Raw genomic sequence first — 25,024 nt, 5'->3', positions numbered from 1 at the left:
GTCTGCTGCTGACTGAGCGATAGCGGGAGTTGGTGCATCGTCAGCCTCGTCGATGTTGGCGCCGCTGCATGACACAAGTCCCATTGATAAGCCCCCCACGATTGTCAAGCCCATCAACAGTGAGGTACTGTCCGCTTCTGCGACTAACTTTTTCCCGACCGGCCGTTTCAGCACATCAACTCCATCTGAATTCCTACTAGTAGAACCTTCCGTTTATTTCGGAATTATTCCAACTAGGGGAGGATCGGCAGGAAGGCCAACCCGATTAAGGATTTTTTTTACTTTTCTATCTCGCGGCAAAATATCAAACGTATTGGTATTTATAAAGTGACTATTGAATTACGGCCCTGGATACTCGGAGATGCTCCCACCCTTTGCACCGTGTACCAGGAAGATACAGATCTCCACGTGCAGTTCGGGGGTGCAAACCTCTCCACGCTCGAACTCGCGCGTCATCACATCAGTGAGCAGCTTCCCTTCAGTGAATCATTCTGCAATTGGGCGATCAGCGTTGACGGCGTTGCGGTAGGCAACGTCGGCCTCTCAGCGATCGACCGATGCCATAGGACTGCCTGGGTGTTCTACTGGCTTGCCTCCGCAGCTCGAGGAAACGGGTATGCCTCCCGCGCACTTGCGACCGTCGCAGACAAAGCCTTTGAGGACGGTCTCTTCCGTCTTGAGCTAGGACATCGCGTCAATAATCGGGCATCCTGCACAGTAGCTACCCGGGCCGGGTTCATCATCGAAGGACTTGAGCGACAGAAGCTGCAGTACGGAACTGAGCGATTCGACGTCGAGACCCACGCCCGACTCCAGACCGACCCACGGCCAGAAACGGAACCCATCCCGACTGCCCGCTGAACGCTGCCTGACTGGGACGACGACGGGTGTCAGCAGTCGTATCGCTCTAGAGAAAGCGTTGCTTACTCAACTTGCTCCGCATCGTCGTTGGAGTAGCGATACTCATAGCGAAGGCTTCTGATCTGTCGGATCGCCATAAAGGCCAGAAGGGGCCCGAGAATAATTGCTACAACGGCTACGACAGTTGCTTGATTCGAGGGTTTCCAGAAGGCGAGAAACACCAAGGCGACAGTGAGCCCGCTGTAAGCCATGGCTTGCAGCGTCCACCAAATAGTGCCACGACGTACCGTCGGATGGGCTCGTTCATTCATGTCATCTCCAACTTATGGTGAAGCCTCACAGTTGAGGCTTTCGATCTCGAGCTTAGTCTTAGTAAACGCAGACTCAATTGCTTTCAGCATCGAGCGATGAAGGATCCTTTACCAGGAATCCTCAGCGGGCGGAGTACGATCTCAGGTATGAATGCTTGCGTTGTCCTGCGAAGGCGCCGACATGAATAATGATGCAGTTGATTTCCTCGCCATCTTGATTCCGCTTGTCTTAGTTCTTCTGATAATTGCGTTCGTACTTTGGAGCAACCGGAACAGAAGAACAGAGCGGAAGGCGGGCGAGCCCTGGATTCGAATAATTCGAGATAAACCTGACGAGAGTCCAAACACACGTCCCCGCTAGTACTTTGTTGCGCCATCGATGAGGTCAGTGCAGCTCCGTCTTTGGCTGTCCAACCGAACACGATGTGGCGGTGGGGGACCCTCAATGCGCATGGCCGATCCCATCATCCCGGGTACGCCAGCTTGGGCTTGCCGACGGTAGGCAGGCACACTGAAAGCAAAAGCTAGTTACTTTACGAACGGAACTCCGCGTATGAAGAACTGGAAAGCGCCGACCAGGATCCTTCTCTTATTCGGAATCTGCCTCGCTGTATTTTTCGTGCTGCGCTTCCTCGTACCAACCGAGTACTCACTACTGGTTCTTGGCATTCCTGGAGCTATTTTTGTCAGTTACATGGCGAATCTTGGTGCGAACATGGTCCGCAATCCACCACCTCCGCCCGGCAAGTCTGATGATGTAACAAGGGTGGACCCGCAGTAAGTCCCGAGACGGAGTTCCCTCGACGGATCCGCTTACGGATAAAAACCGTGCCTCTTATTCTCGGTTACGCTCAAGGAATGTACTCCGAACTGAATCCGCAGGTAATCGTGCTGAACGGAGGCTCGAGCTCTGGAAAGTCGTCAATCAGTCGAGCTCTTCAGGAAATGCTTCCAGGCCTGTGGCTGACATTCGGTGTTGACACGTTTATTGAGGCACTTCCCAACCGTGGTGATAGTCCACGGGCGGGAATTACTTACGTACACGACGGCACGATCACCTTTAGTGCTGCGCACCGTGCTCTGGAGCTCAGTTGGTACACGGGGCTGAGCAGTATGGCCAGGGCGGGGGCGCACTTGATTCTTGATGAGGTAATGCTCTCCGGCGGAACCGGACAGGAGCGTATACAGTCGACGTTTGCCGGCGTGAGCATGGTGTGGGTGGGAGTGCGCTGTGCTCCTGAGGTTGCCGCGTCCCGAGAAGCACAACGGCCCGATCGGGCGGAAGGAATGGGACGGGCACAGGCTCTGAGCGTGCACAACGGAGTGATCTACGACTTTGAGGTCAGCACCACAAATCGCTCGACTGAAGACTGCGCGCGCGACGTCGCAGGCTGGCTCGCGCTATCAGCGGGCCTTGAATAGGCCCGCAGAGACTGAGGTCAGTCTATTTCCTCGAAAGAGAAGACTTCAGTGGTCATGCCAATGCGAACCGTGAGCCAGCGCAGGCTTTGGGCGCCCTCTCCGATTTCGAAATTAAACCGTGAACCCGGTGTCAGCTCTGATTCCAAGGCTTCGTTGTTGGACTCATCAACGCCTCTGATCAACAGCAGCTGGCTACAGTCTGAGGTTTTGATGGTCACTCCCCAAAATGACGGGGTCTTTGAACTTCCATGTTCATATCTTCCATCCGCCTCGGTGACGGTGCATGCAATCAATGCCCGATGACTGTCACTGCTGTCCCAGGCGGCGATCGTGAGGGGACCAGCAACGAGCAGCAGGCCCAGAAAAACGACACCGAGGATCACCGTCCGGAGAAACCAGACCTTCCCCCGTCCCAGCACCGGAGGCTTGCCCGTTGGATGATGCCGACCAGCGTGCCCGGCTGACGGTGAATTGTTCATTTCATTTTCCCGGTTGGTGTTCCGAAGCGCGGAGTTCGCTCTCGGGATGGTGAGCCTGCAGGGGATTCTGTTGGGTTCATGTTCAGTATCCTTCCAGACGGGATGCGGTCAGCGGGCCATAGTCGCTGCAATCAGAGACCGGCTGGTAAACCGTTTCTTGCGAGAGCATGACGCCAAGTGAGCCCCCGAATCCAGTTGCTAGAACCTGTGCATTTGTGAGCTGTATCCATCAGCAGATCCAACTGATGCTCTCCTCACCATGTGATGAGTTTGTTTTCCTGCTGGCCATCGCTCCGCCACATCCGCGGCGGCATAATCAGTTGGACGTCGTGCCGCATGGCTATCTCGTTCGGGCCGGCCTCAAGTCGCAGTGCTGAATACCGACACCGCGTACTAGGTAGCTCGACGTGCACCTCTGCGGTCGGCAGGACCATGTCACCGGATACGAGGACGGGTGGAAACTCCGAGACCACTACGCCCGGGGGACGTACGCGATCCTTGATGCCGCCGGCCACAACGCCCATCTCAAGCGCCCGGATCTTACTGCAGCACTGATAAAAGATTGGCTCGCCCGCGTTACGGCTCCGTCTCACAGCGGGGATAGACGTCTCAAAAGCTGCTCAGCGAGATGGCTTCCTCTATCGGAACGCATGGACGTGCTCTTGCTCTCACACTGTTTCGTTCCCTTTGAATCCTGGCGCCAATAGGGTGACGTCATGACACTCAAATTAGGCATGGTCACGATCAACACCACAGACGCCGAACCGCTCGCTCGCTGGTGGGCCGAGCAGACCAATGCGGAGATCACCCAGACCAACGGGGGTTGGTTCGTGGTCCTCGAGGGCGGTGGGCTGCCGGTGATGCTGGCTTTCCAGAAGGTTGACGACCAGTCCGTCGCAAAGAACAGCATCCATCTCGATCTGGCTGCTCCCGACCTCGACGCCGAGGTCGATCGCTTGCTCACTGCCGGGGCGACCCTCGTCGAGCGCCGGGGCGAGAAAAGCTTTCGGTGGGTCACGCTCGCTGACCCTCAGGGCAACGAGTTTGACGTAGCCGAGCAGGCCTGAATGCTATAGGCCCGGTCGGCGTCGGTCAGGCTCGTCTCGGCACGCCCATTGCCCGGCCTCATGCTCGCCGATCGTCGCTCCACCAGACGTAGAGAAGCCACACCGCCAAGCCCCAAAGGAGTACCACCAAGATGATGGTGGACGGCGACGGCCCAAGACTGCATTCACCCGCCACGGCAACAAAGTCAGTACAGGTTCCCGACCGCCAGAACATCGCCACAACGCCTGCAATCGACGCTGCAATGGCAGCAAGTAGCCAGTTGAAACGACGTTTCCCCCGCTTGATCACGATTTCCTCCCGACGAGGCCTGCCGCTCTGACCTTGCTGTCCGCACACTACGTTGTGCCCGCCGCAGGGTCCACGCAGTCGACCTTGCATGTTTCCGAGATCGCTCGAAAGTAGTCGTTCTAGATAACCACCGAGAGACCGGCTTACGGGCAGGACCGGGGCCGTGACCAGTAGGATCAAGCGGTAAATATGGCCGAGAAAAGTTAAGGTGCCGTGAAAGGTTTGGGTCATGCGTGTTGAGCTAACTAGATTCCGTGTTCAGGCTGGGAAACAGGAAGAGGTAGCTGAATGGATGGAGTTCTTGCGGTCGCATATGGAGGCTGTGCAGGAGACCCTCGAGCCAGAGCAAATGTACGTGGAAACGATCTTCTCGGAGACTCTCGACGGCATCGACTATCTCTATTGGTACAGCGTGCGGGGCGAGGGCGGTACTGACCTTTATGAGTCTTCGCACTGGCTTGATGCCAAACATATCGAGTTCTGGAAGTCCTGCATTGATCCTGCTTTTACTCCTGTCGACCTCACTGCGCAGGTGACGATGATGCCCGCCCGTGTCATCGACTCCATGCATCCGCTGCCGCAGAACCAATCTCCTGGGTCCTTACCAAAGCGGAAACACTGAGCGTATGAGCCGTTCGCAGGCCTGCGTCTCGCTGGAGGATCCATGCCGGACAAGCGGATATCCCAAGCGGTCGCTTCTATGAATCGTGAGAACATCACTGAGTGATCGACGACACTACGCTCCAACTGCCGCCCCTGTATGAGTCCCTGACCTGGCTCACCCCGCTTTCCGAGGAACGTGCCGCACACCTTGTAGCGTTCTTGTCCGACCCGGCGCCGGCTGAGGTTCTGGACATGGGGTGCGGATGGGGTGAACTGCTGCTTCGGGTTTTGACGTCCGCCCCGCAGGCACGGGGACGAGGAGTGGACAGTGCTTCGGCATCCATCGAACGGGCGAGGCAACAGGCATTGACTCGTGGGCTGCTCAACAGGGTGACGTTTGATTTGATGCCCGGGGTAGAAGCTCAGGATCGCCCCGCAGACGCTGTCATCTGTGTCGGCGCGAGCCAGATCTGGGGGCCGCCGGTAGAGGACGCGCAGCCGCTCGACTACGCCGCAGCCCTGCGCGCCCTTCGAGCTCTGGTGCTCCCCGGCGGCCGACTCGTCTACGGCGAGGCGATATGGTCAGCCCCACCTCATCCGGCTGCTACGGCCCCTCTGGCGGGACGTGATGACGAGTACCTGACAGCTGATGCGTTACGCGAGCAGATCAGCGGCGCTGGTTTCGAGGTGGTGGATGCCGACCACGCCAGCGTTCAGGAGTGGGACGTCTTCGAGGCCGGATATCGCGACAGGTTCACCCGTTGGCTGGAAGCACATGATGCCCACCATCCCGCCGCTGGGCAGGTCCGTCGGCAATATGAGGAACAACGCGCTGCATATGAAGAGGGCTACCGAGGCGTACTCGGGATGGCGTATTTCTGCCTAAGGGGGTAGGAGTCCGGGTCGTCCGCCTCAGATAGCTCCCGACGGCAGTTGTAGCATCGTAGCTTCCGAGCGGCACCTGGGCATTCAATCCGTTGAAATGCAATTCTTCAGCTGCCCTTCAAAACCGGCACTGAACACAATTGTGTTTCTGCAGCTTCCCCTCACCGGAGCGGTCGAGCATTGAAACGAAAATATGGCACCGGTACTGAGATTTCCAAAAAGAGCTGGCATGGTAATCCCGGTCCGGGCAAATACAGAATTGTCGTTAGGATTGGCAGGTTCGCTCCCAAGTACCCGGATTGAGTCAATGAGCCGCAAAAGCAATCAGCTGGTCCGACCCCGTAACAGGCCGGACTTCGGCTTGCCTTGGATCCCTGTTTTTCTCGGAATTACCTCCCTCCTTATTGGAATCACCGGACTCGTGGTGACCACGCTGCAACCGGCCTCCGAGGTCAAGATCATTGTTGAAGGCCAGCAACCCTGGAATATCTCTCAGGAAACGGTCGAAGCGGCGCTTGATGAACCGGTTGCTTCCTGGCGGCCGCTCACCCTCGTGGTCACCGACCGGACATTGAGCCTTGAGGAACAGCAGGGGAACCTTGAACCGGGCACCGATATCCTGCTGAGCACCCGGCTCCCGGAACCCAACAAGGAACGTGCCCCCTACGACACGGTCAGGCAGATACAGGCCGTCGGCAAGGTGGGAATCCGTCCGGTCTTCGATGACCCGGACCAAAACCTTGTCGCAGGCCAGGACATCCACGATGCCTACCAGACCAACGTAGGGCTGGGCCACGGGCCGCTGGCCGTGGTGGCCGCGGCGCAGGAAGCCTCCCTGGAACTCTCCGACCGGTCTGACCAATCATTCTGGCCATGGCTCCTGGGTACCGTTCTGGGTCTGCTGCTGACGGCGTTCGCCATGTCAAAGGCTCTGAAGCGCCGCTCCCTGTGGGAAGCCCGCTTCCGTCGGCTTACCGCCGCTCAACGTCGTCTAGCCGGGGTGGTCCTGGATCTTGAAGCTCTGGAAGTCACCTACCGTGCCGTCGATCCGGAACAACGCCCGCCGGGGTTCACCGAAGCGTGGACCAAGGTGCGCGATGCGTCTTTAGACTTGGCCCGCACCGAGAAAGAAGTTGTTGCGGCTGTGCGCGGGCGCAGCAGCGGCATGACGGCGCGGACCGCCAAAAAGGTGGAAAAGTTCGAAACCCAGGTCTCGGACTTGGTGGCAGCAGCCGACGCTGTGATGGAGGCCGGCACCGTCATTGGAGATTTCGGCAGTGGTGAAACTACTTTTCAGCGACTGGGCGCACCGCTGGCATTCGCCGCCAGGGAACTGTTGACGCGTCTGCGCGCTGCCCCGGCCAGCGCCGTCGAGCCCCAAATGATCACCAGCCTCGAATCTGCGCTGGACTCACTGCTTGAGGCCGGTGCCGGCACGGCGGGCGGCACCGAGCCGGCTGTGCATACCTGGGAACGGGCGGAGCGCGGACTCAAACGCCAAGCGCAGACCCTCTCCCGAATGTTGCGCCATATGCTGCCCCGGCGCAGGCTGCGCCGCATGCCGGCGCGTCCCGTCGTGGTCCCGCGGCCCACCGAAGACCTGAGCGTGTTGCGCACGAGCCTCGGCCTGGCCCCCCAGGGGTCCCGCCGTTCCCTGGATGCGCTGGATGCAGCAAACGCCATGGCCCGCGAAGTTTTCGGCAGGCTACCTGAATTCGATGATGCTCAGGAAGAGGCACAGACACGGCGCAGGCTCCCGGCGAATCCCAAGCTCCGCAAGGGCATCGGCCTGGGTGTCAAGGTGCTGGCCGGGCTCGTTGCGGGGTTCGTTGCGCTCCTCCTGAGTTTGACGGCCATGTTCAGTATCGATGATGCTTCCGGAACCTTGCCGACCGGATCCAGGCCTTTGGAGGCGTTGCGCTTTGAGCCGGACGCCGGCGGGTTTGATGTGGAAAAGATCCGCCGCGACGTAGAAGACAATTTCATGGAAGACCTGGAAGTGATGGTGGTTGCCGGAGACGCGGAGGACGACCTGCTGCTCAGTATGGATTATGCGGTGAATGCCCGGAAGTACGACCCTGAGGATCCCATGGCGAGCTCGCGCGTCGACGCCAACCATCTGCTGGAAACCATGTGGAAGCTCAAGGCCCAATACCCCCACTTGGTTGACGAGAGCACCGGAGAACTGCTCCCCGGGCAAGCGGTGGTGCCCGTATATTTCTTCGATAACGGGTACACGACGGTGCCAGCGTGGTTGACTTCGGAGGTCTATTACGCAGATGCCCGCCGGATGGGTCGATTCAACTGGGATACCAGCGAATTCTTCATTAGTAAGCCCGAGGAAGCGGTGTCCGAATCTCTGGAGCAAATCTCCAAAGCCCAGCAGTGGAACGGCTACACGTGGCAGATTCGTGACTCGGACCCCCTGTTGCTGCTCCTGTTCCCGATCATGGGGATTGTCCTGTTCATCGGTTACCAGGTGCTGCGCTACGGCGGCAGCATGTCCATGCGTCTGGGCCGCTTCGGCAAGGACGCTGCCAGGTTGCGCACCGTCCGTAAGGATCTGGAGGCATTGACCATGGGGCTGGACGATTCGCGGCTCAACGCGGTGTTAATGTTCGATCGCGGGTCGGCACCGCTGGCGGCCGATAGTGACCAACGGCTTTTCGAAAGTGCGTTGGCCGTGGCTTGGCGGATGGCCGAGGAACTCGCGTCCCGCCCGTTGGCCCAGCGCCTCGGTCCGGATTACACGGATCAGATCCGCAGGTTCGAATACCTGGTCTCGGTGCTCTCGGTGCGCGATACCGATGTTGCCTGGCGCGCCCAAGCCCTGCTCGATGCCGAACGCGAGGCGTAGAACGGAACTAAGCCCGATCCTCTGCGTCCGGACGAGCACAGTTGATATCCCGGCCCGAAACCAAGGTTTGCGGGCGGCCTGTAGCGTGTAGGCCATGAAGAATCTACCGCTGTCGCTCACACTTGCCGCTTTCTCGGGTGTGCTCACCCTGAAAAGCCCGGCTGACTTCTCCCCGGGGATGCGCCGCGCCTACGTCCTCGCCCCCGGCGCCGCCCTTGGCATCATCGCAGCCGCTGCCCTGCGGAGGGGCGTCAAGAAAGGGCGGAAGTTGGCTGCTGCCGGGCGAGTCGACCTCGTCACCCCGGCCGTTGCCGGCTCCAACGACGACGACGACGGCAGCACCGCACCTGTCCCTTCCTATGTGCGCGCAGATGTAGGCGCGGCGCGGGTTCCGGCTTGGACCTTGACCTCACTGGCGGCGACGGTGGGCGTTGCCGTGAGCGGGTTCCTGGCACTGAGCCTGGTGCTGGACAAGCGGATCGAAACGTGGTTGGTCCGGCGCGGGGTGGCACGGCCGCGCCTGGTGATGGCGGTCGTCACTGCCGCGAGCTCCCTGGTCCTGGACCAGGTGGCGGATTCCAAGGATTCCGGGGGCGCCCGCCAGTAGACCCGCCGGATGGTGTCCCTGACCGGGCGAGGCTGAACCGCACAGGGCTTAGTTCAGCGATCAACTGAGGATTCGGATGACGACTTCCTGAGTCGATCCAGAATCCAGGCTGGGGTCATGGCCATAGGTAGTCAGGTGACTGGCCCGTTCGACGCGGTGCCGGGTGGATCTGCTTCAGAGGATCCGGGTGCCGCTGCTCGGAGCTTCGCCCAGTGGGCCAGCCGTTCGGCAATGGCCCGCTCGTACCCGCGCGCGGTGGGTTGGTAGAAGGTTTCCCTTGGCATGCCGTCGGGGAAATAGTTCGCACCGGAGAATCCGGTCTCCGTGTCGGGGTCGTACTGGTAGCCGTCGCCGTAGCCGAGGTCTTTCATCAGCCGTGTCGGGGCATTCAGGATGTGCGCCGGCGGCGTCAATGACCCGGTTCGTTTCGCCGCAGCACGCGCCTTGCTGAAGCCGCGGTACACGCCGATGGACTTCGGTGCGGTGGCGAGGTAGACGACGGCCTGCGCGATGGCGAGTTCGCCTTCGGGCGAGCCGAGGCGTTCATACACGTCCCAGGCTGCGAGGGCCTGTTGCACGGCCTGCGGGTCGGCCATGCCAACATCTTCGTTCGCGAACCGGGTGATGCGGCGGGCAATGAACAGGGGGTCCTCACCGCCGTCGAGCATCCGCGCCACCCAGTACAGCGCCGCGTCCGGGTCCGAACCCCGCATGGCCTTGTGCAGGGCGGAGATCAGGTTGTAATGACCTTCCTGCCCCTTGTCATATAGCGGTGCCCGTTTCTGCACCGCCGCAGCAAGCGCCGCCGTGTCCACGGGTGCAGGAAGGGCATGGATCTGTTCGATCATGTTCAGCAGATAGCGGCCGTCACCGTCCGCCATCGCAACCAGCGCCTGCCGGGCATCATCTGTCAGCGGCAGGGGCGCGCCGAGGAGATCCTCTGCCCGGTCGATGAGGGTCTCCAGCGCGGCGTCGTCGAGGCGTTTCAACACGAAGACCTGGGTTCGGGAAAGGAGCGCCCCGTTGAGCTCAAAGCTCGGGTTTTCCGTCGTCGCACCGACGAGGACGATGGTGCCGTCTTCGACATAAGGCAGGAACGAGTCCTGCTGGGCACGGTTGAACCGGTGAATCTCATCGACGAACAGCATCGTGCCCTGGCCGACCTCACGCCGGCGCTGCGCCGCGGAGAACACCTTGCGGAGGTCAGCGACGCCGGAGAAGGTGGCGGAGAGCGGTTCGAACGCCAGATCCGTCTGCTCGGCGAGGAGCCTGGCGATCGTGGTCTTCCCGCACCCCGGGGGACCCCACAAGACCATGGACACAAGCCGGTGCGCATCCACCATCCGGCCGATCGGAGCATCCGGTGCGAGCAGGTGGTCCTGCCCGACGACGTCGCGCAGGGTGCGGGGCCGAAGCCGGTCGGCCAGGGGCCGGGAGGCGTCGTCGGCCTCGAACAGGGATGGTGTGTCGTTCACGAGCGCTCCGGTTTCAGGCCACCTGCGAGGTCGTAGGAGGTGTAGATGAGGTCCTCGATCAGCTCCGGCGTGATCCCGGCCCCGGGGCCAATGGAGATCCAGTGCTGCTTGTCGAGGTAATGCCCGGGGACGATCGTCGCGTGGTCGCGGCGGAGTGCGTCACCGTAAGGCGGGTCGATCTTCACAGTGATGATCTGCAGATCAGGGTCGTCCTCGGTGACGATGAGAAAGACCTTGCCGCGCACTTTCCACACGTCCAGATGCGGGGTGAACGGACGGCCGCGGCTCACATCGTTAAGCGATGCCGCTGTGTCGCGGGCAATCTGCTGCAGCCGCGCTCCGGAGAGCGTCATCGCTTGTCCCGCACGTTGAAGACCTCCTTGTCAGGCCTGAACGGATGCGTCCAGAGGCGGATTGAACCTGATACGTAACGAGTGTACGCACGCCCGGTCGTCGAGCAGGGACCCAGTGATGGCGCCGCACCCTGGAGTGAAGCCGCTACCCCAAACTGCCTTCTGCCGAGCGGCCGCGGCGGTACTCAAGAACGGAGCAGGTTAGGAACCCAGCTGCAGCCAGGACCATGCAAAGGAGCGACGCCGGCCCCCACCATTCCGGCAGCTGTTCAGCCAGCAGCACCGCGCCCACACCGAAAACGATCGAGGCAGCGAACAGGCGGCGGCTCCAAGCAGTCATATGCACAGCCTAACCGCAGCATCTTCTGGTCTTGCCATTCTCCGGCGATCGGGGGACAACCAAGAGAAAGTCTCCGCTCTGGCTAGACTCGGGGCCATGACAGCTTCCGTTCTACTGCAGCCGCTAGCCGGTGCCACACAAGGAATCCGGGTGACGTGATGGCACTGCCTCATGGACAACTGGGCTCGTCCACGATGGGTCTGGTGGCGGGTCTCGGACTTGCAGTCGCCGGCTGGTTCGCCATCGGACCCGATCACCTCGTCTACGCGTTTGTTGTCCAGGGCGCCTTACTCTTCATGGCGCTCCTGACTGGTCCGGTACTGGTGGACGTTGCCCGCCAGCGCTACCGGGTCAGACCATTCGAGCCACGGATTTACACCCTGCTGGGAGCGGAGGCATTCCGGCGCTTGCTCGGCGTCGTCGGCTGGAACAGGATCATTATGCAGATGCGTCGGACAGAGCAAGGAGCGTCAGGAACAGCCCGCTTCCTTCGAGGGACCGAGCAGTCCGAAACCGGTCACATTCTCGGCTTCTCCGCTACCGCAGTACTGGCCATCATGGCCGTGGCGACATCACACCCTGGAGGTGCTGCACAGATTCTGTTGATCGGGGTGATCCTGCACTTGTATCCCGTCATGATCCAGCGCATCACCCGCTTCAGAATCACGAACCGTCGAACCAACATCAAGGAAGGCGGACGCTGAAGGATTAATCCGTGGCCGCATGCACAGCGGATTTACGTCGGATGAATTGGGTTACTCAGCGGCTACGGTCACTTCTCGACCGAGGATCATTGTTATGAGGTCGTCCAGAGTTCCGTGGCACTTCTCCAATTCAGGGAGGTGGTAGAACGTGCTGGTGGTCCCGGGGTCATCTATGACTCCGGCCGGGGAATGCAGGATTATTCTTCTGCCTTGAGCAATCGCGACGCCAAGCTCAACATGCGTGCCCCGAAGATTTCTGCCTCCTGGTTGTCTACAGTCACTCACATGGATTTCATGGATATTGACGGGGCAAAGATAGCGTTCAGGGTCACGGGTTCCGGTCCTGCCTTGCTTGCACCGGAATGTAACTACACGTGGTTTCCCGAGTTGGTGGAACTGATGGCGCGTCGATTCACCGTCATCATTGCCTCGCCCCGCGACTTCGGAGCCAGCACGCGAACTCGTGGACCATACAATCCTGACCGCTGGGCCAGCGACTTGCGCCAAGTGGCTCTAAACCTGGGGTTTCCACGCTTCCTGTTTTTCGGTTATTCGTTCACTGGTGCATTCGGCCCTTGGCTGGCACAGCGGTTAGCCGAGCATGGGTCTGTAGTGGCCGTTGCCGCGGGTGGTTTCCCCCTGCTTGGAGACTACGGAATCACTTCCCGCGACGTTGATGTGCAGATGGCGGAAATGGAGCAGGACGAGTCCCTCTGGGCGCAGATTGATCACAGGTTCGATCCTGTGGCGGGTGCCATTTTCTACCGTGAGCTCGCCAGCCTAGCCCCGAATTCCCTGATTGATAGTGCTCCCAGTCCGCTCTATTGCTTCTGGGGCGACCAGGATCATGATGCTGTCGGGATGGTCCTGCCTCATGATGAGTTGGCCGACGGTTTGAGTCGGCGGGGTGTCCCGTGGAAGCAGTATCCAGGGTACGACCACGAGGGCCTCAACGGTGAGTTGCAGGTTGCATGGCCAGATGTCGAGACATGGCTCCTGGAACAGGCCGGCGAACAGGGCCTTTGAAGGGGTGGGCAGCTGGTTGACACCCGCCCACCCGGAAAACCAAGATTCGTCCCATGACAATCCGAGTACACAGCGAACCCAACTGCGGCAACGCACCTCGCCACGAGATCACCCGCCGCTTCGCTGTTGCCCTCGCAAGCATCGACGCAACAGATCTCGAATCGTTGCTCTCTCCCGACGCGGAGTGGGACGTTCTCGGAAGAACGGTATGCCGCGGTCTACCTGCCATTCTTGAGGCTGTTGCGTTGACTACTGCGATGGTTACTAAGATTCGGACCTATCACGCTTCTTCAAACTAACGATCCTTACCTCGGACGCCGGCTGCATCGTGGTGACCACGAGTCCAGTGATTCCGATAACCAAGGTGACAACCCCGAGAAAGATAGGAATCCAAGGCCGACCGACCAAAACTACGTGCCTGGTCACCAACCTTCCTCACATGAACTGTTAGACAGAATAAGTGAAGTCGCGTGCCGCGCAATGAGAATATGACGGCCGAGCCCGAATTAGTGTGACAAGGATGGCCCACAGTGACAGACTCTCGACTGTCAGTCCGCTGATAATGCGGGACCTCAGCAGTTGTCTCGATGAAGACCGGGAGTAAAACATGTCACCAACACCGAGCGATGCAACGCTTGAGGAAATTACCAGGCTGATCAATTTTGAGACAGTCAGCCGGGACAGCAACCTTCCGCTGATCGAGTATGTGGGTGAGCGCCTCAAAGCCCTGGGCATCGAATCCAAGCTGGTTCACGATGCAACCGGTCAGAAGGCAAATTTGCTCGCCACCATTCCTGCGGGCGACGGCACACGGACCGGTGGCATTGTGCTTTCCGGACACACCGATGTTGTGCCCGTCGACGGACAGGACTGGGGCTCTGACCCTTTCACCCCTGAAATACGTGATGGCAAGCTTTATGCCCGCGGCGCCTGTGACATGAAATCCTTTGTTGGCGTGGTGATGGCCAAACTCGACTCCATCGTTGCTGCCGAACTCAGCGAACCCATCCATCTGGCCTTCTCCTACGATGAGGAAGTTGGCTGCATCGGTGCGGTTGGCCTGGTAGAGGCCATCACGGCCGAGGGTCTGAAGCCGCGCGGTGCCATTGTGGGGGAGCCAACCTCGATGCGCGTGGTGCGGGGGCACAAATCGGTCAATGTCATCAAGGTGGATTTTCACGGTATTGCAGCACATTCCTCACTGACCCCGCAGGGAGTCAATGCGATTGCTGCCGCCGCCGATTTTGCGGCCTTTGTTGATGCCAAGGCTGAGAAGTTCGCCGGTGCCGGTGCGTCTGATGAAGCCTTCATTGTCCCCTACACCACTGCCACTGTGAACCAAATTCAGGGCGGTATCGCGGTAAACACCATACCGGCAGCATGCACGCTTCACTTTGAATTCCGTTCCATTGCGGATGATGACCCGGTGGAACTCATTGAAGAATTCCGTGCCGAAGCGCTGCGCATTGAGGCGCTCATGAAGGAGCGGAACCCAAAAGCCCGCGTTGATTTCACGGTGCTGGCCCAGACACCGGGGCTTGATACTCCCGAGGAGGACTCCATAGTCTCCCTGGCATCCGAACTGGGTGGAACGCCAAGCCCGGATAAGGTGACCTACGGTACCGAGGCGGGACTGTTCTCGAATGCGGGCATTCCCACGGTAGTTTGCGGCCCCGGCGACATTGCCCAGGCTCATGCACCTGACGAATTCATCGCACTGGAGCAGATTGCCGCGTGCGAATCATTCATCGACAACCTTGTGGAAGCACTCACCGCACAGTCTGCCAACCCTCAGCCCACGCCCACCGGGAGCCTCTCATGAGCGCAGCGTCAACGATAACTCCGAAGCAATTCAAAGATGCTAAGAAGGCGGTGATCAGCAGCTCGATTGGTGCCGCCCTTGAATGGTTCGACATCATCGTCTACGCAACCTTTGCAACCGTCATTGCCAAGAACTTCTTCCCGGATTCGGACCCGGTGTTCGCACTGATTCTCACCTTTGCCACTTTTGCGATTTCCTACCTGATCCGCCCTCTGGGCGGCCTGGTGCTCGGTAGTTACGCGGACCGCAAGGGGCGCAAGAGTGCACTCTCACTGACCCTGCTGCTGATGATGGTCGGCACGTTGATCATGGCAGTGGCGCCCACCTACGCCCAGGTTGGCATGTGGGGCGGGGTAATTATCCTACTCTCACGCCTCATCCAGGGTTTCTCCGCAGGCGGCGAATTTGGCACTGCAACTGCATTTCTGATCGAGACGGCACCGCACAAGAAAGCGTTTTATTCGTCTTGGCAGGTGGCAAGCCAGGGCGCCTCAATGCTGCTGGCCTCAGCCTTTGGCTTCGCGCTGACTGAAGGACTCTCCGAAGAGGCGCTGAACAGCTGGGGCTGGCGTGTGCCGTTTTTCGTCGGCCTGCTTATTGGTCCGGTGGGACTCTACATCCGCGCCAGGCTTTCGGAGACCGAGGATTTCATTCACAGTGAAAAGGAATCTTCTCCGGTCAAGACCTTGATCGTGAACCATTATGGGCGCCTGCTTGCCGGTTCAGCTGTCATTGGTGTGGCGACAATCTCCGTTTACATGATTCTCTACATGCCCACATTTGCCGTGACAAACCTGGAAATCCCGGCAACTGCGGCATACCTCGGCGGCGTGGTTGCCGGCATTGTTACCCTCGTGGGCGTGCCGTTTGTTGGTCACCTCGCGGACCGGGTGGGACCCGCAAAGGTGATGACTTATGCGGCAATCGGTGCGCTGCTCCTGGCTTGGCCGCTTTTCCAGCTCTTGGTCACCAATCCAACGGTGCCAACACTTGTCATGGTTATCGGCATACTCGGCGTGATCATGGCGTTCTACTTTGGACCGCTTCCTGCCTTGCTCTCCTCGATGTTCCCGGCAGCGATTCGGGGAACCGGGCTGGCAGTCACCTATAACGTTGGTGTGACGTTGCTGGGGGGTATTGCACCGCTGGTGCTGACCTGGCTGTTGAGTGTCACCGGGTCGTTGAGCGCACCGGGGTTTTACTACATGGCCATCGCGGTGATTTCCCTCGTTGGCTTGTACTTCGTGAGAACACGTTACGGCCGGCCCTAAGCCTCAACGATTGGTTCACTTCCAATCCCCCGGAAGGCCCCGTCTCTCTGCCAATTAGCAGAGACACGGGGCCTTTGCCATGGGGTTACAAAGCTATGACGCTGCAGCTCAGCGGGCGTCCACTCGCTCCTGGTGTTTGCGTCCGGCCCGGGCCGCGAGGAACAACAGGGAACCGATCACTACATACACGGCGGCGCTGAGCCAGATGGTCGCGGATTGCTGCGTGAGGAGTGCGATGCTCGCAATGATCGCGAGGACCGGCAGGATGCGGGGGGCGGTGAAGTGGTCGTGGTCGACCTTGTCCTTTTTGAGGACGAGGACGCTGACGTTGGCAGAAAGGAACACCAGGAGCAGGAGCAGCACCGTGGTTTCCGCCAAAGTGGCGACATTTCCGGTGAGGGTAAGGACGATCGTCAAACCGGCAATGACCACGATGGAGACCCAGGGAGTGCGGCGGCCGGGCAGCACGCGGCTGAAGGCACGGGGGAGCAGCTCGGCTTCGGCTAATCCGTAGCCGACACGGCTGGCCATCACCATGAACAGCAGCGCACCGTTGGAAATGGCGATCAGAGCGATAATGCTGAAGACTCCCGGCGGGATTCCGACGCCGCTGGCGGAGACAACATCGAGCAGAGGTCCGGTGGATTCGGCCAGATCAGCCGGCGGCAGGACGATGACCGCCCCGACGGCGATGAGGAGATAGACGACCCCGGCGGTGCTGATGGCGCCGAACAAGGCGCGGGGGTAGGCCTTGGACGGGTTGCGTACTTCCTCGGCCATGTTGGCTGCGGCCTCGAAACCGAGGAAAGAGAAGAAGGCGACGATCGATGCGGCGAAGGCGCCTTGGAGGGGCGGTACGTCCGGTGCGAACTCAAGGAGGCGGGACGGGTCTCCGTTGCCGGAGGTGAAGACGATGGCGGCGACAACGATGACGATGACGAGACCGGTTACCTCGATGATGGAGGCGACGAGGTTCGCCCCGAGGGACTCCCGGACGCCGCGAAGGTTGATCAGGGTCAGCAGGATGATGAACACGATTGCCGCGGGGGCGGCCGGAACATCGATGATCGCTGTCAAATAATCGCCCGCGAAAGCGTTAGCAAGGGCAGCGGCTGTGGTGATTCCTGAGGCCATCATCAGGAAGCCGACGAGGAATGACACATAGGGGATGCCGAAAGCCCGGTCGGCGTAACGCGCGGCACCGCCGGCGTGGGGATATTTGGTGATCAGCTCCGCGTACGTCGCGGCGGTGAGCAGAGCAACGACCAGCGCAATCAGCAGGGGTATCCAGATCGCGCCGCCGACATCGGCGGCCATGGTACCCACCAGGGTGTAAATGCCGGCGCCGAGGGTGTCGCCCACAATAAACGCGAACAGCAGCGGCGCACCAATTGCCCGCTTCAGCCCGGTTGGTGCTTTGGAGGTGGCTGTGCCGGTATCTTTCGTCATTGGACTATTGGAGTCCGCTTGCCGCCCGATGGCAACTACTTGGCCGAAATTCAGAATGTGGGTAGTTAGCGCTGGTAGGGGGCGGACTAATTCAAGCCGTTCTTACCCTTGTGTTGTTCGTCCGCGCCGGAGCTGGCTGACGCCTACTACCGAGCGGGCGTTGCAGGCGACCCGGAGGCGCACAGTATCCCCGCCGATCCAACATCGTCGCCGTCGGCAACCCTGCCCGTGTCATCCGCACGAGTGGATAGTTCTGCGTCCTGACACTACGCCTCCTGATCAGGGAGCTGCGCGATGAGGTTCTGCATTTTCTTCCGGCGGCGGGGAGTCCATATCGGGTACCAGGCTGCCGCCACGGTGAAGAACACCGTGGCAGCCACCCAGAACCACGGATGGTCAGGGTTGTCGATAATGAGAAAAACACCTAACCCGGCGAAACCAATGAACACGAGCATTCCGAGCCAGGCCATAAGGCGCTCGTGCCGAATTGCCTTTGTCAGTTCCGGAAGCCATTGCTCCGCCCTTGCACCTTCCGGAAGTTCGCCGGAGGACAGGGCTGTCCGGAAGTTGGTGGCCGTGGGCCAGCCCGCAGGCTTCCGGCGCTCTCGCGCCCGCTGCCATTTCACAAACCAGAGGATGAAGGCGCTGAGGGCAATGCCCGTGACAGCAGTGAAGGCGATGCGCCCCGGTTCCAGGATCTCTCCTGTGAGGTAGTCCATGCCGAGCAGGACAACCGTGTAGAGAACTGCGATGAGGAGGAAGAGGCCCCAGCTTGGCAGCCGGCGCAATTTCCTGATCAGGAAGCCTTCCGTGTGCTGTGGTGCTGTGGGGTTCTTGGTGCCGGGGCTGGATCCGCCCGGACTCGCGGCACCTTTGGAGCTGTTCACTTGATGAGCCTAAACGGTGCAGCGGGCGATACGGGCCAGGCACGGGACCGCTGCTTCCGCGCGCCGGGGCTGATGCCTCCTCGGAAGGAAACACCAGCCCCGCAGAACAGCAGGTTAGTGCCCGCGGGCGATCCATTCCTCCAGGTGCGGTGCCTCCGCACCGATGGTGGTGGAGTCGCCGTGACCGGTCAGCACCCGGGTCTCCGACGGCAGGGTCAGGAGGCGTTCGCGGATGGACTTGATGATGGTGGGGAAGTCGCTGTAGGAGCGCCCCGTGGCTCCGGGGCCGCCGCTGAACAGCGTGTCACCGCTGAACACCACCGGTGAACCGTCGCCGGGTGCATCGGCAGCCAGCAGGAAGCACACGGAGCCGGGGGAGTGCCCCGGCGTGTGGATGGCCTGCAGGGTAATGCCGGCCACCTCGAAGATGTCGCCGTCCTCGATGTCGTCGTCGGGTCCCTCATCCGGGAACACGGCGTCCCAGAGCATCCGGTCCGCAGCGTGCAGGAACACGGGAGCGCTGAAGCGGTCCCGTGCCTCGCCCACGGCGCGGATGTGGTCATCGTGTCCGTGCGTGAGCAGGATCCCCTGGACCTCGCGGTCGCCGACGGCGGCAGCCACGGCGTCGACGTCGTGGGCCGGGTCAATGATGATCACCTGCGCGTCGTCACCGACGATCCACACGTTGTTGTCCACGTCCCAGGTGCCGCCGTCCAGCGAGAAGGTGCCGGAGGTGACAACCTTGTCGATGTTCGCGCCCATCTAGAGGACCACCACCGAACGCAGGACCTTACCGTCGTGCATCTTGGTGAAGGCTTCCTCGATGTCTTTCAGGCCGATGCGCTCGGACACAAAGGCGTCCAGGTCCAGGCGGCCCAGCTTGTACTGCTCCACCAGCATCGGGAAGTCGCGCGAGGGCAGGCAGTCGCCGTACCAGGAGGACTTCAGTGATCCGCCGCGGCCAAAGACGTCTGCCAGCGGCAGTTCGATTTTCATTTCCGGGTTGGGCACGCCCACCAGGACAACGCGTCCGGCGAGGTCGCGTGCGTAGAACGCCTGCTTGTAGGTTTCGGGGCGGCCGACGGCGTCAATCACCACGTCTGCGCCGTTGCCTCCGGTGAGGGCGCGGATGGCCTCGACCGGGTCTTCTTCCTTGGAGTTGATGACGTGTGTGGCGCCCTGGGCCTTGGCCAGTTCCAGCTTCTTCGCGTCAATGTCCACCGCGATGATGGTGGTGGCTCCGGCCAGCTGTGCCCCGGCAACAGCGGCAATGCCCACGCCGCCGCAGCCGATCACGGCTACGGACTCGCCGCGCTTGACCTCTCCGGTGTTGATGGCGGCGCCGATGCCGGCCATGATGCCGCAGCCGAGCAGGCCCACCGCTGCGGCGTCGACGTCGTCGTCCACCTTGGTGCACTGGCCGGCGGCCACGAGGGTCTTCTCCGCGAAGGCGCCGATGCCCAGGGCAGCGGTGAGCTCGGTGCCGTCCTCCAGGGTCATCTTCTGGGTGGCGTTATGGGTGTTGAAGCAGTACTGCGGCTCGCCTTTGCGGCAGGCCCGGCACTCACCGCAGACGGCACGCCAGTTCAGGACCACGCGGTCACCGGGGGCAACCTCGGTGACGTCGGGGCCGACGGCGGAAACCACGCCGGTGGCTTCGTGGCCGAGCAGGAACGGGTAATCGTCGTTGATAGCGCCCTGCTTGTAATGCAGGTCGGTATGGCAGACGCCGCAGGTGAGGATGTCCACCAGGGCTTCTCCGGGGCCGGGATCCGGAACCAGAATGGTCTCCAGTGAAACGGGGGCGTTCTTTTCCTTGACGACTACGGCCTGAACCTTATGAACCATGAGTGCTGCCTCTCGGGGGTGTCCGGGCGGGACGCCGATGTCCGGCGCTCCGCATCCATCCTATGAAGCGGGACGGATGTGCGCGAAGTTGACGTGAGTGAATGAATCAGTGAAGAAGGACAGACCCTGCGGCCGGGTCCCGGCACTTGAATCACATAACCGGTGACCTTACCGCGAAAGCGGCCGCCGGGCCTGCGTATTGAGAACTGGCGCCGCGGGGTTTGCCGGAATTCGTTGTACAGGTAACGGGGTTTGCCGCACTCCGTTGTACAGGTAACGGGCATAAATGCCGCTTTTGGCCCCATTACCTGTACTACGGACCGGCTGGGCGACGTTTTGGCCCCGGGAGGACTAGACGCCCAGGCGGGCCTTGACCTCTGCGGCGGACGGGTTGGTGGCCGATGAGCCGTCCGGGAAGATCACTGTGGGCACGGTCTGGTTGCCGCCGTTGATTTCTGCCACGAGTTCGGCGGTGCCGTCCACGTTCTCAATGTTCACCTCGTTGTAGCCGATGCCCGCTGCGTCCAGCTGGGACTTCAGGCGGCGGCAGTAACCGCACCAGGAAGTGGAGAACATAGTGATGGAACCGGCGTCGGGGGTGAATGCTTCTGCTGTGGCGGCCATGAAAGGCTCCTTTTGTGTGCGCGGGAACAGGGGACTGCACCGTACAACCTCGGGGGCGCTTGTTCAATTCCCGCGGGCGGCCGGACGGACTGGCAGACTGGAAACATGTGCGGACGTTACGTAATGGCGAAGACGACGGCGGACCTGGTCGCTGAGGCCGAGGCCGAGGCCGATGCGTTCCTGGAGCTGCGCTCGTCCTGGAACGTGGCGCCGACGTCGGACGTGCCGGTGGTGCTGGAACGGTTTGTCGGCGAGCGGCAGCAGGGGCGCCGCCGGGTGCGCCAGGTGCATGTGGCGCGGTGGGGACTGGTGCCGGGCTGGGCGAAGGACGCTTCGGCCGGGGTGCGCGCCTTCAACGCGCGCAGCGAAACGGTGCTGGAGAAGCCGACCTTCCGCGATGCCGTTGTCTCGCGCCGCTGCGCGGTGCCGGTGCAGGGCTATTACGAGTGGAAAACCGGGCCCGGAAAAACCAAGCGACCCTATTATGTGCAGCGTGCGGACGGGGCGCTGACCTTTTTTGCCGGACTCTACGAATGGTGGCGCGACCCGGCGAAAGCACCCGGCGAGCCGGGCAGCTGGCTGCTCTCGACGTCCATCCTCACTGCTGCCGCTCCGGATCCGGCAGAGATCCGCAGCGCCGGGCAGCCGGACGTGCTCGCGGAACTGGGGAAGCTGCACGACCGTATGCCGGTTCCGCTTTCCCGGCAGTCCATGCCCGCGTGGCTGGATCCGGCTGCGCCGGACGCGGCGGCACTGGTTCACCGGATTGTTGCACAGGCGCACGGTGAGGCCGCACGCTGGACACTGCGGGAAGTGGGACCGGCGGTGGGAAGCATCCGCAACGACGGGCCGGAGCTGCTCGCTGCCCCCGCCCCTGAAGCGACTGAGCCGGCCCTGTTCTAGCCGGTCAGATTGCTCTAGCCGGTCAGATCGGAGAGGGCAACCTGCGCCGGATCGGTGTCAATGGGGTCGATGACCTCGAGAGTGACGTGGCCGTTCGCCTCGATGCGCAGGCCCGGGTTGTGGCACACTTCCCAGCGGTAGCCGTCTGGATCGGTGAAGTAACCGGAGTAGCCGCCCCAGCTCATCTGGGTTCCCGGTGCCGTGACCGACCCTCCGGCTGCAGCAGCTTCGGCCAGGACTGCGTCCACTTCCGCCGCTGAACCCACGTTGTGGCCCAAGGTGACGGGAGCGGCGGCCGCCTCACCCATGGGACCGGCTTCGGCTGCCAGATGGTCCCGCCGGAAGAACGCCAGCAGCAGCCCCGGGCCCACCTGATAAAAGATGACCTCTTCAGGGACGTGCTGGACCGCCTCCCAGCCAAGCCGGGAAGAATAAAACGCGTAGGTTACCTCGAGATCCCGCACGCCTGCGGTGATCACGGACAAAGAAGGTTTCACCCTCCTGATCTTGCCACTGCCTGCCCGAAAAGTTTGTGTCTTACGTGTGTGACTTTCCGGGCGATCTGCGGGCCGGAAGGGCTCAGGGCACCCGGAAGCGTTGACCATGCCGGGGTGCGAGGCTGTCATGGGTTTATGGCACGGAATTCTCCACCACCACGTCGCCCGGCCGGAAGTCACGAGCCGGATGGCGCAGACGATAAGGCATCGGCGAACCGGACGCGGAAACGCACCGGGTGGGCCCGCTTCCTGATTCCGGTGGTGCTGATTGTGGTCTGGTTCGGGGTCGGAGGCATTGGCGGCCCCTACTTCGGCAAGATCAGCGAAGTGGCCGACAACAACCAAACGTCGTATCTGCCCGCCAGTTCGGCATCCACCCAGGTGGCTGAGCTGCAGAAGAAGTTCACGGACAGCGATGCGATTCCCGCCGTCGTCGTCTATGTGAACGACGGCGGCCTGACCGGCGCGGACCGGACTTTCATTACCGATCGGGCGTCGGAGCTTTCAAAGGTGAGCGGCGTGGCCGGCGGAGTCTCCCCGCCGCAGTTCTCCACCGACGGCAAGGCAGCGGAAATCTTTGTTCCGGTGCAGGACAATGACAGCGCCTCGGCCACCGTTGAGGACCTGAGCAGCGTGGTGCGCGGGGGCATCCCGCCGGGCCTGGACAGCTACGTCACCGGACCGGCCGGACAGCTGGCGGATATCACCGAGGCCTTCGGCGGCATTGACACGTCGCTGGTGCTGGTGGCGGCGCTGGCGGTGCTGGTGATCCTCGTAGTGGTCTACCGTTCACCGCTGCTGCCGTTCCTGGTCCTGCTGACCTCCATCCTTGCCCTGTCAGCTGCGATCCTGGTGGTCTTCTATCTGGCCAAAGCCGGAACGCTCACCCTGAACGGCCAGGTGCAGGGAATCCTGTTCATCCTGGGCATCGGCGCCGCCACGGATTATTCCCTGCTCTATGTCTCCCGGTACCGGGAATCCCTGCGGGACCATGAGGGCCGGTGGGACGCTACCAAGGCGGCACTGAAGGGAACCTTCGAGCCGGTGCTGGCGTCTGCGGCTACGGTAACGGCCGGCCTGCTCTGTCTGCTGCTTAGCGACCTGAACTCAAATAAGGCGTTGGGCCCGGTGGCTGCCATCGGCATCGGCTTTGCGTTCCTGGCAGCCATGACGCTGCTGCCGGCACTGCTGATGTTGACCGGGAGGGCGGCCTTCTGGCCGCGCCGGCCCGCCTTCGGGTCCGAGCATCCGGACCGGGACGGGAACTCTCCCAAAGGGTTCTGGCCGCGCGTGGCCCGGACCGTCAAGGCTCATCCGCGCCGTACGTGGGTGATTCCCACGCTGGTGCTCCTGATTGCGGCGTCAGGCCTGCTGCAGCTGCGGGCTTCCGGGGTGCCGCAGAGCGATTTTGTGCTGGGGCAAACCGCCACCAAGGAAGGCCAGCAGGTCCTGGGCGAGCACTTTCCCTCCGGCTCGGGCAGTCCGGCGCTGATTGTGGCTCCGGAAGGGGAACTGGACACCGTGGCCCGTGCAGTCCTGGAGGTTCAGGGCGTGGATGCCCTGGCCGTGGATGCTACGGGCACCCCGGCCGGAACGCTTCCGGTGACGGCCGACGGCGTACAGGCCTCGCCCGTCCCGGGAACCTCAGGTGCGCCCAAGGTGGTGGACGGGAAAGTCCTGCTGGAGGCCACGCTGAAGGATGCCGCGGAGTCCGATGCCGCCGAACAGGCGGTAACCGCCATGAGGGATAAAGTGGCCGGGATCGGCGATGTCCTGGTGGGCGGGGTGACGGCCACGACCATCGACACCAACGCGGCGGCCGCCCATGACCGGAACCTGATCATTCCGGTGGTCCTGGTGGTGATCCTGTTCCTGCTGATGCTCCTGCTGCGGGCGCTGCTGGCCCCGTTCCTGCTGATCCTGACGGTCCTGCTGTCCTTCGGAGCGACCATGGGCGTCTCCGCCCTGGTGTTCAACCACGTCTTCCGCTTCCCGGGGGCAGATCCGGCCGTTCCGCTGTTCGGCTTTATCTTCCTCGTGGCTCTGGGCGTGGACTACAACATCTTCCTGATGACCCGCGTCCGGGAAGAGAGCATCATTCACGGCACCAGGGAAGGAGTGGTCCGCGGGCTGCTGATTACCGGCAGCGTCATTACCAGTGCCGGCATTGTCCTGGCGGCGACCTTCGCCGCCCTGGGCGTGATCCCGGTGCTCTTCCTGGCACAGCTGGCCTTTATTGTCGCCTTCGGGGTCCTGCTGGACACCCTGGTGGTGCGTTCGCTGCTGGTACCCGCCCTGTCCTACGACATCGGGCGCAGAATCTGGTGGCCTTCCAAACTCTCCCGGGTGGCACCGGGACATCACAGGAAGGCAGTTCCCGGTCATGCCGGGTCCGCCGGACAGTGGCCTCCGGAGAACCCGGGAGCCCCAGCCAGCTAATCTAT

Annotated in this window: 24 protein-coding genes; 13 read left to right on the top strand and 11 right to left on the bottom strand. The window is 61.6% G+C overall.

Going from position 1 to position 25,024, the window contains the following annotated elements; translation table 11 throughout:
- Positions 1 to 327: 327 nt before the first annotated feature.
- Positions 328 to 861 (top strand): GNAT family N-acetyltransferase, encoded by a 534-nt coding sequence (locus CXQ89_RS11085; protein ID WP_104161248.1) that lies wholly within the window; start codon positions 328 to 330, stop codon positions 859 to 861.
- A 62-nt stretch (positions 862 to 923) separates the two neighbouring features.
- Here the strand turns inward: CXQ89_RS11085 and CXQ89_RS11080 are convergent, their stop codons facing one another.
- Positions 924 to 1,172 (bottom strand): hypothetical protein, encoded by a 249-nt coding sequence (locus CXQ89_RS11080; protein ID WP_104096790.1) that lies wholly within the window; start codon positions 1,170 to 1,172, stop codon positions 924 to 926.
- Between the two features lie 858 nt (positions 1,173 to 2,030).
- Between CXQ89_RS11080 and CXQ89_RS11075 the strand changes: the two genes are divergently transcribed.
- Positions 2,031 to 2,594: a chloramphenicol phosphotransferase CPT family protein gene (locus CXQ89_RS11075; protein ID WP_104053980.1), complete on the top strand. Its 564-nt coding sequence runs from the start codon at positions 2,031 to 2,033 to the stop codon at positions 2,592 to 2,594.
- Positions 2,595 to 2,611: 17 nt separating this feature from the next.
- Here the strand turns inward: CXQ89_RS11075 and CXQ89_RS18160 are convergent, their stop codons facing one another.
- Entirely contained in the window at positions 2,612 to 3,073 is a 462-nt protein-coding gene (locus tag CXQ89_RS18160; RefSeq protein WP_104053981.1) for a hypothetical protein, read from the bottom strand.
- 716 nt (positions 3,074 to 3,789) lie between these two features.
- On the opposite strand from CXQ89_RS18160, the gene CXQ89_RS11060 reads away from it, so the two are divergent.
- The 5 genes from CXQ89_RS11060 to CXQ89_RS11040 all read left to right on the top strand — a co-directional run bounded on the left by CXQ89_RS11060 (position 3,790) and on the right by CXQ89_RS11040 (position 9,381).
- Positions 3,790 to 4,140: a VOC family protein gene (locus CXQ89_RS11060; RefSeq protein WP_104053982.1), complete on the top strand. Its 351-nt coding sequence runs from the start codon at positions 3,790 to 3,792 to the stop codon at positions 4,138 to 4,140.
- A 518-nt stretch (positions 4,141 to 4,658) separates the two neighbouring features.
- On the top strand, positions 4,659 to 5,051 hold the full coding sequence (locus tag CXQ89_RS11055) for a DUF6176 family protein (protein WP_104053983.1): 393 nt from the start codon (positions 4,659 to 4,661) through the stop codon (positions 5,049 to 5,051).
- Between the two features lie 101 nt (positions 5,052 to 5,152).
- Positions 5,153 to 5,926, top strand: coding sequence for a cyclopropane-fatty-acyl-phospholipid synthase family protein (locus CXQ89_RS11050; RefSeq protein ID WP_104053984.1), 774 nt, complete (start codon positions 5,153 to 5,155; stop codon positions 5,924 to 5,926).
- Positions 5,927 to 6,278: 352 nt separating this feature from the next.
- Complete coding sequence (locus CXQ89_RS11045; RefSeq protein WP_146067229.1) at positions 6,279 to 8,774, top strand: hypothetical protein; 2,496 nt, start codon at positions 6,279 to 6,281, stop codon at positions 8,772 to 8,774.
- Positions 8,775 to 8,868: 94 nt separating this feature from the next.
- Positions 8,869 to 9,381 (top strand): hypothetical protein, encoded by a 513-nt coding sequence (locus CXQ89_RS11040; protein ID WP_104053986.1) that lies wholly within the window; start codon positions 8,869 to 8,871, stop codon positions 9,379 to 9,381.
- 131 nt (positions 9,382 to 9,512) lie between these two features.
- On the opposite strand, the gene CXQ89_RS11035 is transcribed toward CXQ89_RS11040, so the two are convergent.
- From CXQ89_RS11035 to CXQ89_RS11025, 3 genes are all read right to left on the bottom strand, one after another.
- Positions 9,513 to 10,856, bottom strand: coding sequence for a replication-associated recombination protein A (locus CXQ89_RS11035; protein ID WP_104161245.1), 1,344 nt, complete (start codon positions 10,854 to 10,856; stop codon positions 9,513 to 9,515).
- Complete coding sequence (locus CXQ89_RS11030; protein ID WP_104053988.1) at positions 10,853 to 11,209, bottom strand: MmcQ/YjbR family DNA-binding protein; 357 nt, start codon at positions 11,207 to 11,209, stop codon at positions 10,853 to 10,855. The genes CXQ89_RS11035 and CXQ89_RS11030 overlap by 4 nt, the downstream gene beginning before the upstream one ends.
- A gap of 145 nt (positions 11,210 to 11,354) precedes the next feature.
- A complete protein-coding gene (locus tag CXQ89_RS11025) occupies positions 11,355 to 11,549 on the bottom strand; it encodes a hypothetical protein (RefSeq protein WP_104053989.1) in 195 nt (64 codons plus the stop codon).
- 158 nt (positions 11,550 to 11,707) lie between these two features.
- Between CXQ89_RS11025 and CXQ89_RS11020 the strand changes: the two genes are divergently transcribed.
- From CXQ89_RS11020 to CXQ89_RS11005, 4 genes are all read left to right on the top strand, one after another.
- The gene (locus tag CXQ89_RS11020; RefSeq protein ID WP_104053990.1) at positions 11,708 to 12,253 is read left to right on the top strand and encodes a hypothetical protein; all 546 of its coding nucleotides are present in this window, start codon (positions 11,708 to 11,710) and stop codon (positions 12,251 to 12,253) included.
- Between the two features lie 210 nt (positions 12,254 to 12,463).
- Entirely contained in the window at positions 12,464 to 13,279 is an 816-nt protein-coding gene (locus tag CXQ89_RS11015; protein ID WP_146067227.1) for an alpha/beta fold hydrolase, read from the top strand.
- A 607-nt stretch (positions 13,280 to 13,886) separates the two neighbouring features.
- Positions 13,887 to 15,101 (top strand): acetylornithine deacetylase, encoded by a 1,215-nt coding sequence (argE, locus tag CXQ89_RS11010; protein WP_104053992.1) that lies wholly within the window; start codon positions 13,887 to 13,889, stop codon positions 15,099 to 15,101.
- Positions 15,098 to 16,372: an MFS transporter gene (locus CXQ89_RS11005; RefSeq protein ID WP_104053993.1), complete on the top strand. Its 1,275-nt coding sequence runs from the start codon at positions 15,098 to 15,100 to the stop codon at positions 16,370 to 16,372. The genes argE and CXQ89_RS11005 overlap by 4 nt, the downstream gene beginning before the upstream one ends.
- A gap of 108 nt (positions 16,373 to 16,480) precedes the next feature.
- Here the strand turns inward: CXQ89_RS11005 and CXQ89_RS11000 are convergent, their stop codons facing one another.
- The 5 genes from CXQ89_RS11000 to CXQ89_RS10980 all read right to left on the bottom strand — a co-directional run bounded on the left by CXQ89_RS11000 (position 16,481) and on the right by CXQ89_RS10980 (position 21,180).
- Positions 16,481 to 17,821: an APC family permease gene (locus CXQ89_RS11000; protein ID WP_104161243.1), complete on the bottom strand. Its 1,341-nt coding sequence runs from the start codon at positions 17,819 to 17,821 to the stop codon at positions 16,481 to 16,483.
- A 266-nt stretch (positions 17,822 to 18,087) separates the two neighbouring features.
- Entirely contained in the window at positions 18,088 to 18,708 is a 621-nt protein-coding gene (locus CXQ89_RS10995) for a hypothetical protein (RefSeq protein WP_104161242.1), read from the bottom strand.
- 114 nt (positions 18,709 to 18,822) lie between these two features.
- Positions 18,823 to 19,470, bottom strand: a complete 648-nt coding sequence (locus tag CXQ89_RS10990; RefSeq protein ID WP_104161241.1) for an MBL fold metallo-hydrolase — start codon at positions 19,468 to 19,470, stop codon at positions 18,823 to 18,825.
- Complete coding sequence (locus CXQ89_RS10985; protein WP_104053997.1) at positions 19,471 to 20,556, bottom strand: S-(hydroxymethyl)mycothiol dehydrogenase; 1,086 nt, start codon at positions 20,554 to 20,556, stop codon at positions 19,471 to 19,473.
- Positions 20,557 to 20,907: 351 nt separating this feature from the next.
- A complete protein-coding gene (locus CXQ89_RS10980) occupies positions 20,908 to 21,180 on the bottom strand; it encodes a mycoredoxin (RefSeq protein ID WP_104053998.1) in 273 nt (90 codons plus the stop codon).
- A gap of 105 nt (positions 21,181 to 21,285) precedes the next feature.
- Here CXQ89_RS10980 and CXQ89_RS10975 point away from each other — a divergent pair, with 105 nt between their 5' ends.
- Positions 21,286 to 22,083 (top strand): SOS response-associated peptidase, encoded by a 798-nt coding sequence (locus CXQ89_RS10975; protein ID WP_104161240.1) that lies wholly within the window; start codon positions 21,286 to 21,288, stop codon positions 22,081 to 22,083.
- Positions 22,084 to 22,097: 14 nt separating this feature from the next.
- Here CXQ89_RS10975 and CXQ89_RS10970 read toward each other — a convergent pair whose 3' ends face one another.
- Entirely contained in the window at positions 22,098 to 22,580 is a 483-nt protein-coding gene (locus tag CXQ89_RS10970) for a VOC family protein (protein ID WP_104161239.1), read from the bottom strand.
- Positions 22,581 to 22,715: 135 nt separating this feature from the next.
- Here CXQ89_RS10970 and CXQ89_RS10965 point away from each other — a divergent pair, with 135 nt between their 5' ends.
- Entirely contained in the window at positions 22,716 to 25,019 is a 2,304-nt protein-coding gene (locus tag CXQ89_RS10965; protein WP_104161238.1) for an efflux RND transporter permease subunit, read from the top strand.
- Positions 25,020 to 25,024: the final 5 nt, after the last annotated feature.

Source organism: Arthrobacter sp. ZGTC212, assembly GCF_002929255.1.
GTDB classification, from domain to species: Bacteria; Actinomycetota; Actinomycetes; order Actinomycetales; family Micrococcaceae; genus Arthrobacter_B; species Arthrobacter_B sunyaminii.
This window is presented reverse-complemented; position numbering and strand designations above follow the sequence as displayed.

Bases quoted from the DNA above. Each gene is read 5' to 3' on its own strand.
- CXQ89_RS11030 (WP_104053988.1), bottom strand. From the start codon at position 11,209: ATGACGCTCTCCGGAGCGCGGCTGCAGCAGATTGCCCGCGACACAGCG.
- CXQ89_RS10965 (WP_104161238.1), top strand. From the start codon at position 22,716: ATGGCACGGAATTCTCCACCACCACGTCGCCCGGCCGGAAGTCACGAG.
- CXQ89_RS11040 (WP_104053986.1), top strand. From the start codon at position 8,869: ATGAAGAATCTACCGCTGTCGCTCACACTTGCCGCTTTCTCGGGTGTG.
- CXQ89_RS11025 (WP_104053989.1), bottom strand. From the start codon at position 11,549: ATGACTGCTTGGAGCCGCCGCCTGTTCGCTGCCTCGATCGTTTTCGGT.
- argE (WP_104053992.1), top strand. From the start codon at position 13,887: ATGTCACCAACACCGAGCGATGCAACGCTTGAGGAAATTACCAGGCTG.
- CXQ89_RS10975 (WP_104161240.1), top strand. From the start codon at position 21,286: ATGTGCGGACGTTACGTAATGGCGAAGACGACGGCGGACCTGGTCGCT.
- CXQ89_RS11000 (WP_104161243.1), bottom strand. From the start codon at position 17,821: ATGACGAAAGATACCGGCACAGCCACCTCCAAAGCACCAACCGGGCTG.
- CXQ89_RS11020 (WP_104053990.1), top strand. From the start codon at position 11,708: ATGGCACTGCCTCATGGACAACTGGGCTCGTCCACGATGGGTCTGGTG.
- CXQ89_RS11060 (WP_104053982.1), top strand. From the start codon at position 3,790: ATGACACTCAAATTAGGCATGGTCACGATCAACACCACAGACGCCGAA.
- CXQ89_RS10985 (WP_104053997.1), bottom strand. From the start codon at position 20,556: ATGGTTCATAAGGTTCAGGCCGTAGTCGTCAAGGAAAAGAACGCCCCC.
- CXQ89_RS11075 (WP_104053980.1), top strand. From the start codon at position 2,031: ATGTACTCCGAACTGAATCCGCAGGTAATCGTGCTGAACGGAGGCTCG.
- CXQ89_RS10980 (WP_104053998.1), bottom strand. From the start codon at position 21,180: ATGGCCGCCACAGCAGAAGCATTCACCCCCGACGCCGGTTCCATCACT.
- CXQ89_RS10990 (WP_104161241.1), bottom strand. From the start codon at position 19,470: ATGGGCGCGAACATCGACAAGGTTGTCACCTCCGGCACCTTCTCGCTG.
- CXQ89_RS11005 (WP_104053993.1), top strand. From the start codon at position 15,098: ATGAGCGCAGCGTCAACGATAACTCCGAAGCAATTCAAAGATGCTAAG.
- CXQ89_RS11055 (WP_104053983.1), top strand. From the start codon at position 4,659: ATGCGTGTTGAGCTAACTAGATTCCGTGTTCAGGCTGGGAAACAGGAA.
- CXQ89_RS18160 (WP_104053981.1), bottom strand. From the start codon at position 3,073: ATGAACAATTCACCGTCAGCCGGGCACGCTGGTCGGCATCATCCAACG.
- CXQ89_RS11080 (WP_104096790.1), bottom strand. From the start codon at position 1,172: ATGAATGAACGAGCCCATCCGACGGTACGTCGTGGCACTATTTGGTGG.